The sequence below is a fragment of the Pseudoalteromonas sp. SK18 genome (assembly GCF_001974855.1).
Taxonomy (GTDB): Bacteria; Pseudomonadota; Gammaproteobacteria; order Enterobacterales; family Alteromonadaceae; genus Pseudoalteromonas.
In genome coordinates this window covers 275,071-289,718 of record NZ_MTQB01000002.1, presented here as the reverse complement: position 1 = coordinate 289,718, position 14,648 = coordinate 275,071, and the positions used below count along the sequence as shown (strand labels likewise).

The 14,648-nt window shown below is 40.1% G+C and carries 14 protein-coding genes and 2 tRNA genes; 4 read left to right on the top strand and 12 right to left on the bottom strand.

What is annotated here, in order from left to right; genetic code table 11:
* Nucleotides 1–105: 105 nt before the first annotated feature.
* The 12 genes from BW139_RS03180 to BW139_RS03125 all read right to left on the bottom strand — a co-directional run bounded on the left by BW139_RS03180 (nucleotide 106) and on the right by BW139_RS03125 (nucleotide 12,703).
* A complete protein-coding gene (locus BW139_RS03180; RefSeq protein ID WP_076918648.1) occupies nucleotides 106–1,470 on the bottom strand; it encodes a DUF1329 domain-containing protein in 1,365 nt (454 codons plus the stop codon).
* 13 nt (nucleotides 1,471–1,483) lie between these two features.
* Nucleotides 1,484–3,580: a DUF1302 domain-containing protein gene (locus BW139_RS03175; protein WP_076918647.1), complete on the bottom strand. Its 2,097-nt coding sequence runs from the start codon at nucleotides 3,578–3,580 to the stop codon at nucleotides 1,484–1,486.
* A 253-nt stretch (nucleotides 3,581–3,833) separates the two neighbouring features.
* Nucleotides 3,834–4,055 (bottom strand): DUF2835 domain-containing protein, encoded by a 222-nt coding sequence (locus BW139_RS03170; protein WP_010390154.1) that lies wholly within the window; start codon nucleotides 4,053–4,055, stop codon nucleotides 3,834–3,836.
* Between the two features lie 3 nt (nucleotides 4,056–4,058).
* Nucleotides 4,059–6,653, bottom strand: a complete 2,595-nt coding sequence (pepN, locus tag BW139_RS03165; RefSeq protein WP_076918646.1) for an aminopeptidase N — start codon at nucleotides 6,651–6,653, stop codon at nucleotides 4,059–4,061.
* Between the two features lie 50 nt (nucleotides 6,654–6,703).
* Nucleotides 6,704–8,188: a Na+/H+ antiporter NhaC gene (nhaC, locus tag BW139_RS03160; RefSeq protein WP_076918645.1), complete on the bottom strand. Its 1,485-nt coding sequence runs from the start codon at nucleotides 8,186–8,188 to the stop codon at nucleotides 6,704–6,706.
* A 158-nt stretch (nucleotides 8,189–8,346) separates the two neighbouring features.
* Complete coding sequence (gene prc / locus BW139_RS03155) at nucleotides 8,347–10,371, bottom strand: carboxy terminal-processing peptidase (RefSeq protein WP_076918644.1); 2,025 nt, start codon at nucleotides 10,369–10,371, stop codon at nucleotides 8,347–8,349.
* 26 nt (nucleotides 10,372–10,397) lie between these two features.
* Nucleotides 10,398–11,036 carry an RNA chaperone ProQ gene (gene proQ, locus BW139_RS03150; RefSeq protein ID WP_076918643.1) on the bottom strand — a complete coding sequence of 213 codons (639 nt, stop codon included), beginning with the start codon at nucleotides 11,034–11,036 and terminating at the stop codon, nucleotides 10,398–10,400.
* Nucleotides 11,037–11,052: 16 nt separating this feature from the next.
* Entirely contained in the window at nucleotides 11,053–11,331 is a 279-nt protein-coding gene (locus tag BW139_RS03145; RefSeq protein ID WP_076918642.1) for a hypothetical protein, read from the bottom strand.
* Nucleotides 11,331–11,789, bottom strand: coding sequence for a GAF domain-containing protein (locus BW139_RS03140; protein WP_033103380.1), 459 nt, complete (start codon nucleotides 11,787–11,789; stop codon nucleotides 11,331–11,333). Before BW139_RS03140 ends, BW139_RS03145 begins: the two co-directional genes overlap by 1 nt.
* Before the next feature lie 128 nt (nucleotides 11,790–11,917).
* On the bottom strand, nucleotides 11,918–12,298 hold the full coding sequence (locus BW139_RS03135) for a hypothetical protein (RefSeq protein ID WP_008112036.1): 381 nt from the start codon (nucleotides 12,296–12,298) through the stop codon (nucleotides 11,918–11,920).
* Nucleotides 12,299–12,470: 172 nt separating this feature from the next.
* Nucleotides 12,471–12,561, bottom strand: a tRNA-Ser gene (locus BW139_RS03130).
* A 51-nt stretch (nucleotides 12,562–12,612) separates the two neighbouring features.
* Nucleotides 12,613–12,703: transfer RNA gene (locus tag BW139_RS03125), tRNA-Ser, on the bottom strand.
* 252 nt (nucleotides 12,704–12,955) lie between these two features.
* On the opposite strand from BW139_RS03125, the gene BW139_RS03120 reads away from it, so the two are divergent.
* From BW139_RS03120 to BW139_RS03105, 4 genes are read left to right on the top strand one after another with little or no spacing between them, the layout of a single operon-like run.
* Nucleotides 12,956–13,621 (top strand): Bax inhibitor-1/YccA family protein, encoded by a 666-nt coding sequence (locus BW139_RS03120; protein ID WP_008112034.1) that lies wholly within the window; start codon nucleotides 12,956–12,958, stop codon nucleotides 13,619–13,621.
* A 55-nt stretch (nucleotides 13,622–13,676) separates the two neighbouring features.
* Complete coding sequence (gene tusD, locus BW139_RS03115) at nucleotides 13,677–14,030, top strand: sulfurtransferase complex subunit TusD (RefSeq protein ID WP_076918641.1); 354 nt, start codon at nucleotides 13,677–13,679, stop codon at nucleotides 14,028–14,030.
* The gene (gene tusC / locus BW139_RS03110; protein WP_076918640.1) at nucleotides 14,027–14,383 is read left to right on the top strand and encodes a sulfurtransferase complex subunit TusC; all 357 of its coding nucleotides are present in this window, start codon (nucleotides 14,027–14,029) and stop codon (nucleotides 14,381–14,383) included. Before tusD ends, tusC begins: the two co-directional genes overlap by 4 nt.
* Nucleotides 14,380–14,646 carry a DsrH/TusB family sulfur metabolism protein gene (locus BW139_RS03105; protein ID WP_076918639.1) on the top strand — a complete coding sequence of 89 codons (267 nt, stop codon included), beginning with the start codon at nucleotides 14,380–14,382 and terminating at the stop codon, nucleotides 14,644–14,646. The genes tusC and BW139_RS03105 overlap by 4 nt, the downstream gene beginning before the upstream one ends.
* Nucleotides 14,647–14,648: the final 2 nt, after the last annotated feature.

Genomic DNA, 14,648 nt, shown 5'->3' with positions numbered 1-14,648 from the left:
CTGAGGATTTGTTTGTCTGTTATAAGGAGGAAAACCTGTGCGTTAATAGACAAACGCGATGTGAAACAAAAAAGGCACCTAGGAAACTAGGTGCCAGCTTTTATACTATCTGCCTGCGCGGCGTAAAGCGCTCGATGTAAACTCATTGTCATTGAATGACTGAGAAAAATCATACATCTTTTCTTGGTTATCTAAACCAATGGCTAAGTAGCGACGTGAGTTAAGATCGTGATACACCTCAAGTGTACTCCACTGCGTCGGTACTTCGTAATAGTTAAGGCCATAAGCCATGGCTACACGATAAAGTTGATCACGATTATCGTAAATATCGGTAACATGCACTTGCCAGCTATCTTCATCGATATAGAACACACGTTTTTTATAAATATGACGGGTGTCATCTTTCAAGTTCGCTTCAACAACCCACACACGGTGTTTTTCGTAACGAGTGTGTTCTGGGTTAATGTGTCCAGGCTTTAAAATATCGTCATAAGTTAGCTTGTCGCTGTGAAGCTTGTAGCTATTGTATGGGATATAAAGCTCTTGCTTACCCTTTAGCGTCCAGTTATAACGATTTGGCGAGCCGTTAAACATGTCAAAATCATCGGTTGTACGTAAGCTATCTGCTGCTGTACCCGGTGCATCATACGCTACATTAGGTGCACGGCGAACACGACGCTGACCCGAGTTATACGTCCACGCTTGACGCGGCGTTAAAATTTGATCCATGGTTTCATGCACCAATAACGCGGTACCTGCCAAACGCGCAGGCTCAGTTACTTGCTGTTTAAACTTAAACAAGATATTAGAGTCTTGAAGTTCAGCCGGGGTAGCACTTGGATCAGAATATTTAACTAATAACTGCTCATCAAAACCAACATAGTTATATGAACCCGATGCCGTCGGTGCTGCCTGACCGCCAAAACGCTCAATTGATTGACCACGGTAACGAAGTAAATGGTTCCAAATTGCTTCTAAACCCGTTTTAGGGATTGGAAATGGAATACCAATAGCTGTGCTCTTAATACCATTACCGCCTTCAACTAATTCAGCAGTCGTTGCAAACTTTTTAGTTGCATCGTACACAAATTGTGGGAAAGACGCAGAACGGCGTGTTTCATACACTGGCATTTTAAACGTATCTGGGTACGCTTCAAATAATGCTATTTGCCCTGGGCTTAAGTTTTCTTTGTATTTATCAATATTACTTTTATCAATAGTGAATAATACTTTATCGGTTGCATAAGGGTCTAAGTGATGCATACCCGGTTCATAACCTGCTGGTGCAGCAGTAATACCGCCATTCCATGCTGGGATTGAGCCATCAGCATTCGCTGCTTTTTCTGCACCCATTGGGCTTAAGTCTTTACCAAGGCGCGCAGCTTCTTCTGGGCTAATTTTAGCCAGCGCTGCGTGACTTGCAAACAAACTACAAAACGCTGTAGCAATGAGGGTAGGTTTTTTAATCATAATAATGTTACCCCTAGATAGAATATTTTAAGTTAAAAGAAACGTAATCTCGGTCAGAGAAAGTGTTGGTGTCGCCACCACCCCAAAATGAGTTGTAACTTACATCTAAAGACCATGCATTTTGGTAATTAAAGCTCATAGTAGCACCTAATGACTTACGATCTTCAATGAATAAGAACATTGGATCCGGCGTATTACCATTTACATCATGCGAAAAAACAAAACGTGGTGAGAAGTTAATACCGTTGTAAAGGTTAAAGTAATCGCCTTTAGCAATTAGGCGATAGCCCCACGATGAAGCCGTAGCAAACGATTTTTGCTCAGGGCCATTTGATAACGCCATGTGTAATGCAGAATAGTCTGAACTACCTGGGCCTTGCATGATACCGCTTCGACCAGTACCAGACACATTTAAGCGCATTTCATCGTATTCAGGCATATTGTTGATGCGAACACCACCAATTTCACCGACAACTGCCCAGCTATCAGCACCTAATGAAGGGCCGAATAAATGCGTTGCAGTAAACTGTAATTGCGACGTATTTCGTTCAATATAACCTTTGGCTAATTCACCAGGGCCAACCACACTTGCTGCATCACCTTTACTCATTTGCGAGATGCCTGCAAACTCAGGGCGTAACCCTGCGATAGCTAATTGCTCAGGCATTGCAGCATAAAGTAATTCTACGTCATCTATTTGCAGTGGTTCGTCTTCACGGAAAGTGAATTCACCTGCAAATGCGGTTTCGCCCAGTGAGGTGTTAAAACTCAAACCATATAGTTTGATATCTTCAGGGTATTCGTTGGTTGCTTTAGCAAATGCTTTTAGATCTGATACATTATCAGAGGTAATTTCAGTGGTGGCAATCATCGCTAAATCTTGTTGCAATGATGCTTGCGTGAAATTAGATACGCGACCCGAAATAAGTGGGCGACGGCTGTGATAATTTACATGGTAAAGTGCCACTTCTGTATCGTTCCACTCCGGTAAGAACATGCCTAAACGTAAACCATATTGGCCGCCATCATCTGGCTCTGTTTTGCCATCGTAGCCTTTGCCTTTCAGCGCGACCTTGGTCGGGTACGCTAAGTACATATTTGCCAGTAACTGCTGGCCAGCTGCGCTTGATGGGTCAATACCTTGGCTCGCAGCCACTTGGCCATATGTTGCCATCAGGTTATTTAAGTTATCTGTTAAAAACGCTAAATCGATATCAGGGTTTGAGGTAAAGCCTAGCTGTACGTTTTGTTGGTAACCGTTTTCTGCAGCAAAATCATTGGTAGAAAAATAAGTCCCTGCTGCTGGTAGGCGGGTTTCATGCCATTGATACTGATAAAAACCTTCTAAGGTCATATTTTCAGTAAGCCCTAGCGATGCCCATAACATACCAACCGGAATAAACGCTTCTTTTAGTTCAGCACCCGGTGCTTTTAAACGGTCAATATCCACCGGATTTACGTTAATACCATGAGAAATTAACGTACTTTCACCCCAGTTTACTACTTGTTGTCCCAAGCGAATTGACAACGGATTATAACCATCGTTTAAATCAAAGTTGGCCCATACGTAGGCATCAAGTAAACGAAGGTCGGCACAGCTTTGCTCTTTTGTATCATCGTCGTCACAAGGGTCTACGCCTTGCCCTGATGTTGGATTAACATAAGCACGATCGCCGTCCATTAATTCAAAATCATAAAAATACATAAAACGGGTAAATAAACCGTAGTTATCTTTACTTATTGAAAGGTCATGCGTGCCCTTTAATAGTTTTGAGAAAGACTCGCCGCTATTAAAGTTTAAATCACCGGCATCGCCGTTGTTCGAGTAAGAGCCTGGTTGTGCCCAGACGTCTTGAGAAGTGTATATCGTATTGAGTGCTGGGTTATAGCCAGTCCAATCGAAAGATGGGTTATTACTTTTACCTATAATGCTAAAGTCACGGTCTTCAACACGAATACTTTGGCCATAAGAAAAAGTAGAATCGAAGGCGACATCAAAACCGCCTACCTCAAATGTTGCAGCCTGTGTCTGTGCTGCAGATAACCCCATAGCCGCAGCTGTTAAGCCGAGTACTATTTTATTTTTAACAAAAAGCGATCTTCTTATCATTTTGGTTCCCCCCTGTCGCGGGTAATTTTTGTGTGATCAAGTTATTGTTTTTAGTGTAATCGTAACGATAGAAGCGAATTAAACAAATTACAAATGGTCGCCTTCAATCAGTTATAAGTTTTTTATTTGTTTGACGTTTACGTATTGGTAAGACGTCATACCAGATAATTTATACACGTAAATTAACAATAGAACAAATCGAAATTAACAAAAAGGCAATATTTGTGTATATCTATATCACAAAAAACAACAGCTAGGCTACTCGTTCGAGACGGATGAACTTGTTTTCATTACTTAAAATAAGTCTAAATCGACCTCGGATCCCTAAACTCGAAATAAAAGGTCGAAGATAATGAGCGGAAAAACGAATTGTTTTACCGCTATCAGCTGTCACTTGGATTGAGCTATACCGTCCATGGTAATAATCCATGCACTTTGTATAGCTCAAATTCATACTAAAATAGTGTTCTATCATAATTTATTGTAAGGCTTTCTCGACCTTTTCAAATAGGTCGTCGCTTAACCCGTCTAAATTAGCTAATCGCTCTAATTGAGCTCTCAGTGCAGTTGCACGCGTTTCATCATAACGACGCCACGACATAAACGGCGTTAACATACGAGATGCATTTTGCGGGTTAATCGCATTGAGCTTTATTAATAAATCGCCAAGTAATGTATAGCCCTTGCCATCTAAACGATGAAACTGTGCAGTATTAAAATGAGAAAAACTACCCACTAGTGCACGTACTCGGTTTGGATTTGAAAAATCAAAACAAGGGTGTGTATACAAAGCCTTTATTTTCTCAATAGCATCATCAGCAGAGTTCATTGCTTGCAGGGCAAACCACTTATCCATTACTAATACATCATGTCGCCATTGAGCGTCGAAATGCTCGAGTAATTTATCAGACAATGGATGTGCTGCTTTAACCACACTGCTCAATGCGCCGAGTACATTGGTCATATTTGTTGATGATGCAGCCTGCTCAATTAAATTTGCCGCATCAACACCGTCGGTTTTTGCCAAATAATGTAGGCACAGTTGTTTCAGCGCACGTATTGCTACCGCTTGCGCACTAACACTGCCATCATCGGTAATGGCTTGGTAACAGCTTAAAAATTCTCTGTGCAATTGCGTGGCAATTTGCTGTTCAAATAACTCAATATTAGCCGTTATTTGATCTACCGGTATTATTTCAAATTCAGCAGCTAAGGTATCAAAACTTGGCAACTTCAACAGTTCAGCAACCAGTGCTAAATCGCCCTCACGCTGAGATAACAATCCACGTAGTGCATCAATCACCTCCTCACTCAAAGGGGTCTTACTTGCTGAAGTAACATTGGCTTTAAGAGCGTTAATAAATAACTGCTGTTGTGCATCCCAGCGTGAAAAATCGCTACGCGCAAAACGCATAATATGTAATAAATCCGCTTCACTAATAGATTGATTTAAAATACATGGAGCTGAAAAATCTTCGAGCAATACAGCGGTTGGGTTGCTGTGAATATTATCAAAGTGAAATGTTTGCGAACTTTGCGTTACATCCAGCACATGATCAAGCTGCTTGCCTTGGTACTGTAATGCAATACTCTGCCCTTGAGAGTCTAAAAGCTCAATAGCAAAAGGAATATGTAACATTGCATTGTCAGGCTGATTCGCTGGTGCAAGCTGCTCTACGCTAAGCGAGAATGTTTTCGAAGCTTCATCATACTTTTTAGTTACGTTCAGGCGAGGTGTACCACAATGGTTATACCAACGCTTAAATTGTGATAAATCAATTGATGATGCATCACTCATTGCCGCAACAAAGTCATCGCAGGTAACCGCCTGCCCGTCATGGCGTTCAAAGTACAAAGCCATGCCTTTTTGAAAGTTTTCCTCACCCAACAATGTATGCATCATACGAATAACTTCAGCCCCTTTGTCATACACAGTAACGGTGTAAAAGTTATTCATTTCGATTACTTTTTCTGGGCGTATTGGGTGAGCCATTGGGCCGGCATCTTCGCTAAATTGATGAGTGCGCATCACTTTTACCGCGTCAATTCTATTTAGCGCACGGGAGCCTAAGTCACTGCTAAACTCTTGATCTCTAAATACCGTTAAACCTTCTTTTAAAGACAGCTGAAACCAATCACGACAAGTTACACGATTTCCTGTCCAGTTATGAAAGTACTCGTGGCCAACAATAGACTCAATAGTATGATAATCTTTGTCGGTTGCCGTCTCTTGATTCGCCAACACACATTTGCTGTTGAAAATATTTAACCCTTTATTTTCCATTGCTCCCATATTGAAGAAATCAACGGCAACAATCATATAAATATCAAGGTCATACTCTAAATTAAAACGTGACTCATCCCAAGCCATCGCTTTTTTAAGCGACGTCATAGCATGCTCTGTTTTAGGTAAGTTTCCTTTATCGACAAATAACGCTAGGGTTACATCCTTACCACTGCGGGTAGTGTATTTATCGTGTAAAACATCAAAGTCCCCTGCCACTAAAGCAAACAAGTAACTTGGCTTTTTGAATGGGTCTTGCCATTTTACAAAATGACGTCCATCTTGCGTTTCACCGCTATCAACTTGGTTACCATTGGAGAGTAAATGCGCAAATGTCGTATCTGCAATTATGGTGACATCAAAAGTCGAAAGGACATCAGGACGATCCATATAGTAGGTTATTTTTCTAAACCCTTGCGCTTCACATTGAGTACAGTATGCCCCACCCGATAAGTATAAACCTTCAAGTGAAGTATTGGTTTGCGGTGATGTTTGCGTCACTATGCTTAGCTGACATTCATTAGGTAGATTATTAATGATTAATTGCTGATTTATAATTTTATAATCTGTGAGTTCTGCACCCTCTACCGACAAAGAGATCAAAGTTAAGTCTATGCCATCTAATACCAGTGGCGCATTTAAATCGCCAACGCGCTTAAGCGTTAATAAAGCATTTACCTGAGTTTTTAATGGCTGTAAATCAAATGTCAGCTCAGTGTGTTCGATTGAAAAATGAGGGGCTTGGTAGTCTTTTAGGTATTCTGCTTGAGGTTTTTGTAGTTCAGTCATGTTCACTCCAAAAAAATAGCCCCTTTTAATGAAAAAAGGAGCTACTTAAATTAAGCCGTTTGTTTAGGTTTGATACGCAATATCTTAATACCTAAGTAAGCGTAAATAACAGCTAAGAAAGGATTTATAAGGTTAAAGAAAGCATAAAGCGCATAATCAAACGGGTTGATTAACAGCACACTTTGCATATACGCACCACAGGTGTTCCAGGGTATGAGCGGGCTGGTGATTGTGCCACCATCCTCTAGCGTACGTGATAAGTTAACAGGCTTTAAACCACGCTTTTTATATTCTTCTTTAAACATCCGCCCAGGTACCACAATGGCAATATACTGATCGGCAGCAATAATATTGGTACCAATACACGTTGCAATAGTAGAGGCGATAAGAGAGCCGGTGCTTTTTGCTATTTTTAAAATACTTTTAACAAAGATATCAAGTAGTCCGGTTTTTTCCATAATCGCACCAAACATGAGTGCAGTCATGATCAACCATGTCGTGGTTAGCATGCCAGACATGCCGCCGCCACTTAGTAACGAGTCCATTTTTGCATCGCCCGTGTTAATCGTGAAGCCATCAAAAAAGGTGGTCCAAACCAGTTTAAAGTAACCCACAAACTCGCCCTGAGTCATGTCTATTTGGCTAGCAATTAAGTCCGATTGAAATAACATAGCCCACACTGCGCCGATCACAGCACCAATTGAAATAGCCGGAAACGCTGGCATTTTTCGAATCGCGAGCACAAGTAATACAATTAACGGCACCAACATTTCTAAGCCAATATTAAAGTTTTGCTGAAGAATTGCAGTTATTTGATCTATTTGACCCGACTCACCCGCCGCTGTAGCGTTAAAACCCATGAAAACAAAGATAATTAAAGCAATCACAAAGCTTGGAACCGTTGTCCAAAGCATGTGATGAATATGTTCAAACAAATCAGCACCGGCAACGGCTGGGGCTAAATTGGTTGTTTCTGATAGTGGGCTAAGCTTATCGCCAAAATAAGCGCCTGATATTACGGCGCCAGCGGTAACTGTCGGCTCTAAACCAAGCCCAGAAGCTACACCAAGTAACGCGACACCTATAGTCGCTGCTGTAGTCCATGAACTACCAATACTCATTGCTACAATGCCACAAATTAAACAACTCGCGGCGTAAAACCAGCTAGGATTAATAATTTGTAGGCCGTAATAAATTAACGTTGGTACGGTTCCTGATAATAGCCAGGTTCCGATTAATGCCCCTACCATGAGTAAGATCAAAATTGCACTAAGAGATAAGGTGATCCCCTCAATCATTGCATCTTCTAATTTTTTCCAGGTGTAGCCATTTTTTAAACCAATTAATGCCGCAGCGAATGTTGCAAACAACAAGGCAATTTGATTTGGTCCTGACGATGAGTCATCACCAAATAAGTACACAGCGGCACCTAATAAACAAATTAATACAGTAATTGGAATGAGTGCATCAAGAAACGAGGCACTTTTAAGTGGTTTTTCTTCAATTGGCTTCAAAATATAGACTCCTACACACATTCGATGCATGTTGATTATTTTTATTAGCACGTACGCGCATTTATTGAGCATGCTTGATCTAGCTCAACTTTTGGTAATCGGCAATTATAACAATTTAGCAAATTATCGATAGTAAAAAAGGCGCCTTGGCGCCTTTTTTTTACTGAATGAAGCCTATGTTAGCGCTTAGCTACGCGACCATATTTAATATAATCTTGTGTAATAAGTGCTGCCTCTTCAAGAAACGGATCAAGCTCTTCAATTACCTCAGGCACGTCATCTAAATTTTCTAAAGGTTGTTTGCCTAAACGCTTTAAACGCTCGTTAGTGCGTGCTAATGCTCGCGCTTCATTTTCTTCTTTTTCTTTAATACGTTTTTTCTCGACTAAAGAAATTGTTTTACGATCTTTTTCTTCGTTGTAACGAGCAATATCTTCAAACACATAATTAAATTCAGGTTCGGTTTTAATGCGCTCATTATGCTGTTTTTCCAGCACACTAATAACAGGATTTAAACGCCCTATTTGCTTATACTGCGCTTGTACTATGCTATCCCATGGTAATGCATTATCTTGTTTACTTTCACCCCATTCTGCAGGATCAATAGCCGATGGGAAGGTAATGTCTGGGATCACCCCTTTATGCTGCGTACTCCCGCCATTAATGCGGTAAAACTTTGCAATCGTATATTGCACACTACCTAAAGGATTATCGTATAAGTCATAAGCACGCGCTAAACCTTTATGCTGTTGCACGGTCCCTTTACCAAAGGTTTGCTCACCAATAATAACGGCTCGACCATAGTCTTGCATTGCTGCGGCAAAGATTTCAGACGCTGATGCACTGTATCTATCAACAAGCACTGTCAGCGGGCCATCATAATAGGTAATGCCGTCACGATCTTTTTGTTCTTCAATACGGTTGTTTAAGGTATGAATTTGTACTACTGGACCTTGGTCAAAAAACAGGCCAGATAGCTGAGTCGCTTCATACAAAGAACCACCGCCATTTTGGCGTAAGTCAATAATAATGCCGTCAACATTTTGTTCTTTGAGTTTAGCCAGCTCAACTTTTACATCTTTAGATAAGTTGTTGTAAAAACCTGGTATTTCTATTACACCAATTTTGCTGGTTAAATCAGAATAGCTGGCTTCAAAGACTTCTGATTTGGCAGCTCTGTCTTCAAGACGAATTTTATCACGAATAATTTCAACCACTTTTGGCGTACCGTGCGCATCTGCACCTTTAAGGTATTGCAAACGTACTTTAGTGCCTTTGGGGCCTTTTATTAAATCAACCACATCATCTAAACGCCAGCCAATTACATCAACAAATTCTTCGCCATCTTGAGCCACACCAATAATGCGATCATCAGCTTTTATTTGCTCAGATTTATCTGCTGGGCCACCAGGTACTAAACTGCGAATTACCGTGTAGTCCTCATCAGGGGTTAACACCGCCCCAATGCCTTCAAGTTCAAGATCCATATCCATTTTGAACTGTTCTGCACGACGTGGAGATAAGTATGAAGTATGTGCTTCAATACTACGTGCAAGTGAATTCATTACAATTTGAAATGCATCTTCAGATTTTGATTGTACAAGACGCTTCTCTGCGTTTTTATAACGCTTAATCAACACGTCTTTTATGCCAGGCCAATCTTTACCTGTCATTTTTAAACGTAATGCATCATATTTCACTCGCTCGCGCCAAATTTCATCTAACTCAGCTTGCGTAGTCGCCCATGGTGCATCTTCACGGTCGTAAAAGTATTCGTCTTCTTTGTCAAACGTCATTTCATTTTCAAGTAACGAAAGCGAAAATTCATAACGTTCAAAACGACGTTTAAGGCTTAAGTTGAAAATATCAAACGTAAACCCTAACTTGCCACTAATTAGCGCGTTATCAAAACGCTCACGATATTGCTCAAATGAGTCAATATCGCTTTTTAAAAACACGCTTTTATTAAAATCAAGGGATTCGATATAACGATCAAACACTTTACTTGAAAGCTCATCGTTAAATCGAACAGGTGTGTAGTGCGAACGAGTAAATAGGTTAGCCACTCGTTTACTGGCTGTACCGTGCTGACTTTCTTGCTTTAGCAAAGGTAAGTCTTCTAATGTTACCGGCTCTACTGCAGCAAATAACGAACCTGAAAACAGTGCAGCAACTAACGGAATGAGCGTAAACTTTTTACTCATACACAACTCCTTAATTTTTTCGCAACTTAAATAATGTATAAGCTGTCGGCTTTGGTTTTTACTTGCATACCTGTCACTAATTCAACGTGAACATCGTCTTTGTTTACTTCAGTGATTACTGCATTAACAAGTGCTTGGCCAAGTTTAACCTTAACCTTGTTATTAACCTTGACCTCGCCTGCAGGCAAAGGTTCAACTTTTCCTGAACGCTTAGGTGCAGCGGCTTTTGCAGGTTTTGCTGCAGTCGATGAGTTTTTAGCCGCGTGAGCTGGTTTCTTTTTGAAAGATTTTGCATCTGAATCTTGACGAGGGCGTTGCTGCTTTTTGCGTTTTGCCATTTTGGCGCGGCTTTCTTCCAACGCTTTTTGTGCGTGGTCGATATGCTCTTGCTCAACTTTTTCGCCTTGATTTCCGTCAAGATCGATTCTAAATTCAGATTTAGTAACAGCTTCAAGGTAGCGCCAGTTAGATGTGTATTTTCTAAGTGCTTGACGAACTTGTGTCTTACTTACTTTCTCAGACCCTTCAATGCGCTCAGCGATATCTTTAAAAATACCAACTTTGAGCGGCTGAATGCCCTCTTTTTGTTTAAAACATTGTGGAAATTCTTGGTATAAGAACTCCAATACTTCATTAATATCTTTTAGCTTGTTTGTGGTTTCCATTTTAGAACCTATTTAATCACATCTTTTCATCAAGGGCAGAATCAACATAGTGAATACTCCAATCGACTAACTCTTCAAAGTCAGCTTCGATTACAGCCATATCACCACGTAAATGTTCCCAAATACCATTTATAATTTCATCAATTGAATCACAGTCTAAATCATCAGGTAGACGATCCCATGCCATGTGAATCAAATCATTGAGCGTTTCCGCTACATGTTCTTCATCCCCTTCCCAATCACCAACATCTTGAACGGCAAAAAGGTAATCTTGAACATTTAGCAAATCTTTCATTACAGGCTAGCCTCTAAGCATTTTACAAGTGCTTCAAGCCCTGCTTGGTCATCAGTATCAAATCGGCCGATACTTGGGCTATCTATATCTAGCACCGCAAATACAGATCCGTTTTTCATGATAGGTACAACTATCTCAGAATTTGATGCTGCATCACAGGCTATATGACCGTCAAAAGCATGCACATCTGAAATTAACTGGGTTTGCTCGGTTGCCGCAGCAGTGCCACATACCCCTTTCCCTACTGGAATACGAATACAAGCTGGATTGCCTTGAAATGGACCAAGTACCAATTCTGTGGGTGAATCCATAAAATAAAAGCCCGCCCAATTCACATCTTCCAAAGAGGTAAATAACAGCGCGCTTATATTTGCCATATTGGCAATTATGTTTGATTCACCGCCTATCAGCGATTCAGTTTGCTTAACTAATGACTGGTAAAAATCGTGCTTTTGCATACCAAACTACTTCTTATTAAACATACAGTAGCTAAAGGTACTCTTTGTCACTAAAAATTGAAACCTTTTGCGGGTAAAAAAAAGGAAATTACATGGTTTTACGACGCACTTGATTAAATATTCTGCAATTAACTTTGTACCGATTTACGTAGACCGAATAAAAACAGCCCAGCAGCAAACCCTGACATCACACTATTGATTAAAAATATCTCACCTGTGGTGGCGCTCAGTAGGTAACTAAAAATAGCCCCGCCTAGCAAGCCTAGTGTTAATACACCAGAATAATTGACCTTAGAATATTTAAACATAAGTAAATAACCAGGCACAACAAACGCGGCCATGGTTAAGCCTACTATGTGCGCGTTAGCAATAGCCGTCATTAATAACCCTAAAAAAATAGAGACGGCATCACCACGCATTGTCAATGCATAGTAAATCCCTAACATACTGCCAATAATAACAGGAGATAATAATGAAAGTGCGACGCTTTTTGCGAGTTGATGTTTCATTGTAAGATCCTTAACACAAACGTAAATCTTTAATTTCTTAGCATGCACTAACCGCTGTAGCTTATAAATAGAGACTATGGTCGTATTTTTTAACTAAATATACTTGGCTTTGAAAAAGGTATAGCGAAAATGAGGCACAAAAAAGCCCGCAAAAAGCGGGCTTATCTGATAATGGTGGAGAGATAGGGATTTGAACCCTAGAGGGGCTATAAACCCCTGCCGGTTTTCAAGACCGGTGCATTCGACCACTCTGCCATCTCTCCGAAAGTGCATAAATTACAAGTAAGAGTGTACTCGTAATTATTTTAATTAGGTGGTGGAGAGATAGGGATTTGAACCCTAGAGGGGCTATAAACCCCTGCCGGTTTTCAAGACCGGTGCATTCGACCACTCTGCCATCTCTCCGCACGGCCTGAATAATAGGGAAACCCATGGGCTTTGTGAAGCTTTTTTTTCATTTATTTGTTCAAGTGATTAAAAAACAACTAATTTGTTTAAACATAAAGCAATAAGAGTAAATCCTAACCGGCGAATGAACTTTTATTTAAATTTAGTTGTCTATTGATCTACAAAGGTTTGCCCAAACATATAAGAGTTGGTAATCTAATTTTAGTTAAATTACAGGAACTACTTAGTTTCACTTACAGGAGCTCTACAATGGCGTTTAATCAATCGTACAATACTGCAAAGCCGGTAATGTCGACCATTGAAACAAACAAGGTGCTTAAAAACACTTATTTTTTACTTGCAATGACACTTGCATTTAGTGCAGTCACTGCCGGTATTTCAATGGCACTGCAATTACCTTATTTTATGGGACTTGTATTTACACTTGTCTCATTTGGTCTGCTTTTTGTTGTTAACAAAAAAGCAGATACAGCATCTGGCGTATTTTGGGTGTTCGCGTTTACAGGATTAATGGGCGCAGGTTTAGGCCCACTCCTTAATCACTATGCACAACTTCCTAACGGGCCAATGCTTATAATGCAAGCGCTAGGTTCTACGGCGTTAATTTTCTTTGGTTTATCTGCTTATGCACTTAACACTAAAAAAGACTTCTCATTCATGGGTGGTTTTTTAACTGTCGGTTTAATTGTGGTTATTGTGGCAAGTATTGTAAATATTTTCCTAGGTAGCTCGTTAATGTTTATGGTACTAAACGCAGCAGTGGTATTAATTATGTCTGGCCTGATTTTGTTCGACACAAGCAGAATCATTAATGGTGGCGAAACAAATTATATCCGTGCAACCGTATCTTTATACCTAAGTGTATATAACCTATTTACGTCATTACTTGCCTTACTTGGCGCAAATAATGACTAATTAAATAGTTCTGTTAAAATAGCCCCTTTATTGGGGCTTTTTTATTGGAATAGTTTTGGCACGCTTTGTACTTTCTTTACATACTCCACCATCAGATCACGATACCACACAACGTATTGTTAAATTTGCTCATGCCTGCCTGGCGCAAGGACATAGCGTTGATGCGTTATTCTTATACCAAGATGGTATTTATCACGCTTCAACTCATTTTGAGCTCGCCTCAGATGAGTTAAACCCTCCCTCACTTTGGCATCAGCTCGCAGAAAAAAACATAAAGCTTATGCTATGCGTTACTGCGGCTGAAAAGCGTGGCTTAGACATAAAAAATACTGGCGAATTTGCTGTGGCAGGTTTAGCTGAATTTGCCATGCTGGCCAGTGAAGCGGATAAATGGATACAATTTAAATGATTAATATACTCGTAATTAGTCAATCAAGTCCATTTGATGACATGCACATCCGCGATGCACTTGATATGACCCTTATTTTTGCTGCCGTTGATCAAAATATTAGCTGGTTGTTTAGTGGTCCAGCCGTGTTAGCGCTGAAAAAAAACCAAAATCCAAATACCTTAGGCATCAAAGATTTTTTCAAAAACATTAAAACGTTAGAAATTTATGATGTTGAAAATATTTACGTCTGTGAGAAATCACTGATTGATTATGGTTTAAGTAAGAGTGAACTGCTCATTGAAGCAAACATAGTAAACTTTAACGCCCAAAAACAGCTAATTCACAATCAGCAGCATGTGGTGACCCTATGAGCACTTTACATATTTTTTCAAAACCACTGAATTACTACAGTACCCACAGCTTAGACAATCTGATTATGCTCACAGACAGTGTGCTACTCGTGGGTGATGCTTGCTTTGCGAAAGGACAATACAGACAATTTGCTGACTCACTTTATATTTTAAAAGATGATGCAGACGCTCGCGATATATCTTTAAATTTGAATGATAAAGCAATTAGCTATGATGAGTTCGTTGCGCTTAGTTTATCATCTAAACAATCAATTACTTGGTGATC

Coding starts and splice junctions, on each gene's coding strand:
- BW139_RS03175 (WP_076918647.1), bottom strand. CDS start 3,580: ATGATAAGAAGATCGCTTTTTGTTAAAAATAAAATAGTACTCGGCTTA.
- BW139_RS03105 (WP_076918639.1), top strand. CDS start 14,380: ATGAGCACTTTACATATTTTTTCAAAACCACTGAATTACTACAGTACC.
- BW139_RS03145 (WP_076918642.1), bottom strand. CDS start 11,331: ATGAAAGATTTGCTAAATGTTCAAGATTACCTTTTTGCCGTTCAAGAT.
- pepN (WP_076918646.1), bottom strand. CDS start 6,653: ATGACTGAACTACAAAAACCTCAAGCAGAATACCTAAAAGACTACCAA.
- BW139_RS03140 (WP_033103380.1), bottom strand. CDS start 11,789: ATGCAAAAGCACGATTTTTACCAGTCATTAGTTAAGCAAACTGAATCG.
- proQ (WP_076918643.1), bottom strand. CDS start 11,036: ATGGAAACCACAAACAAGCTAAAAGATATTAATGAAGTATTGGAGTTC.
- nhaC (WP_076918645.1), bottom strand. CDS start 8,188: ATGTGTGTAGGAGTCTATATTTTGAAGCCAATTGAAGAAAAACCACTT.
- prc (WP_076918644.1), bottom strand. CDS start 10,371: ATGAGTAAAAAGTTTACGCTCATTCCGTTAGTTGCTGCACTGTTTTCA.
- tusC (WP_076918640.1), top strand. CDS start 14,027: ATGATTAATATACTCGTAATTAGTCAATCAAGTCCATTTGATGACATG.
- BW139_RS03180 (WP_076918648.1), bottom strand. CDS start 1,470: ATGATTAAAAAACCTACCCTCATTGCTACAGCGTTTTGTAGTTTGTTT.
- BW139_RS03170 (WP_010390154.1), bottom strand. CDS start 4,055: ATGATAGAACACTATTTTAGTATGAATTTGAGCTATACAAAGTGCATG.
- BW139_RS03135 (WP_008112036.1), bottom strand. CDS start 12,298: ATGAAACATCAACTCGCAAAAAGCGTCGCACTTTCATTATTATCTCCT.
- BW139_RS03120 (WP_008112034.1), top strand. CDS start 12,956: ATGGCGTTTAATCAATCGTACAATACTGCAAAGCCGGTAATGTCGACC.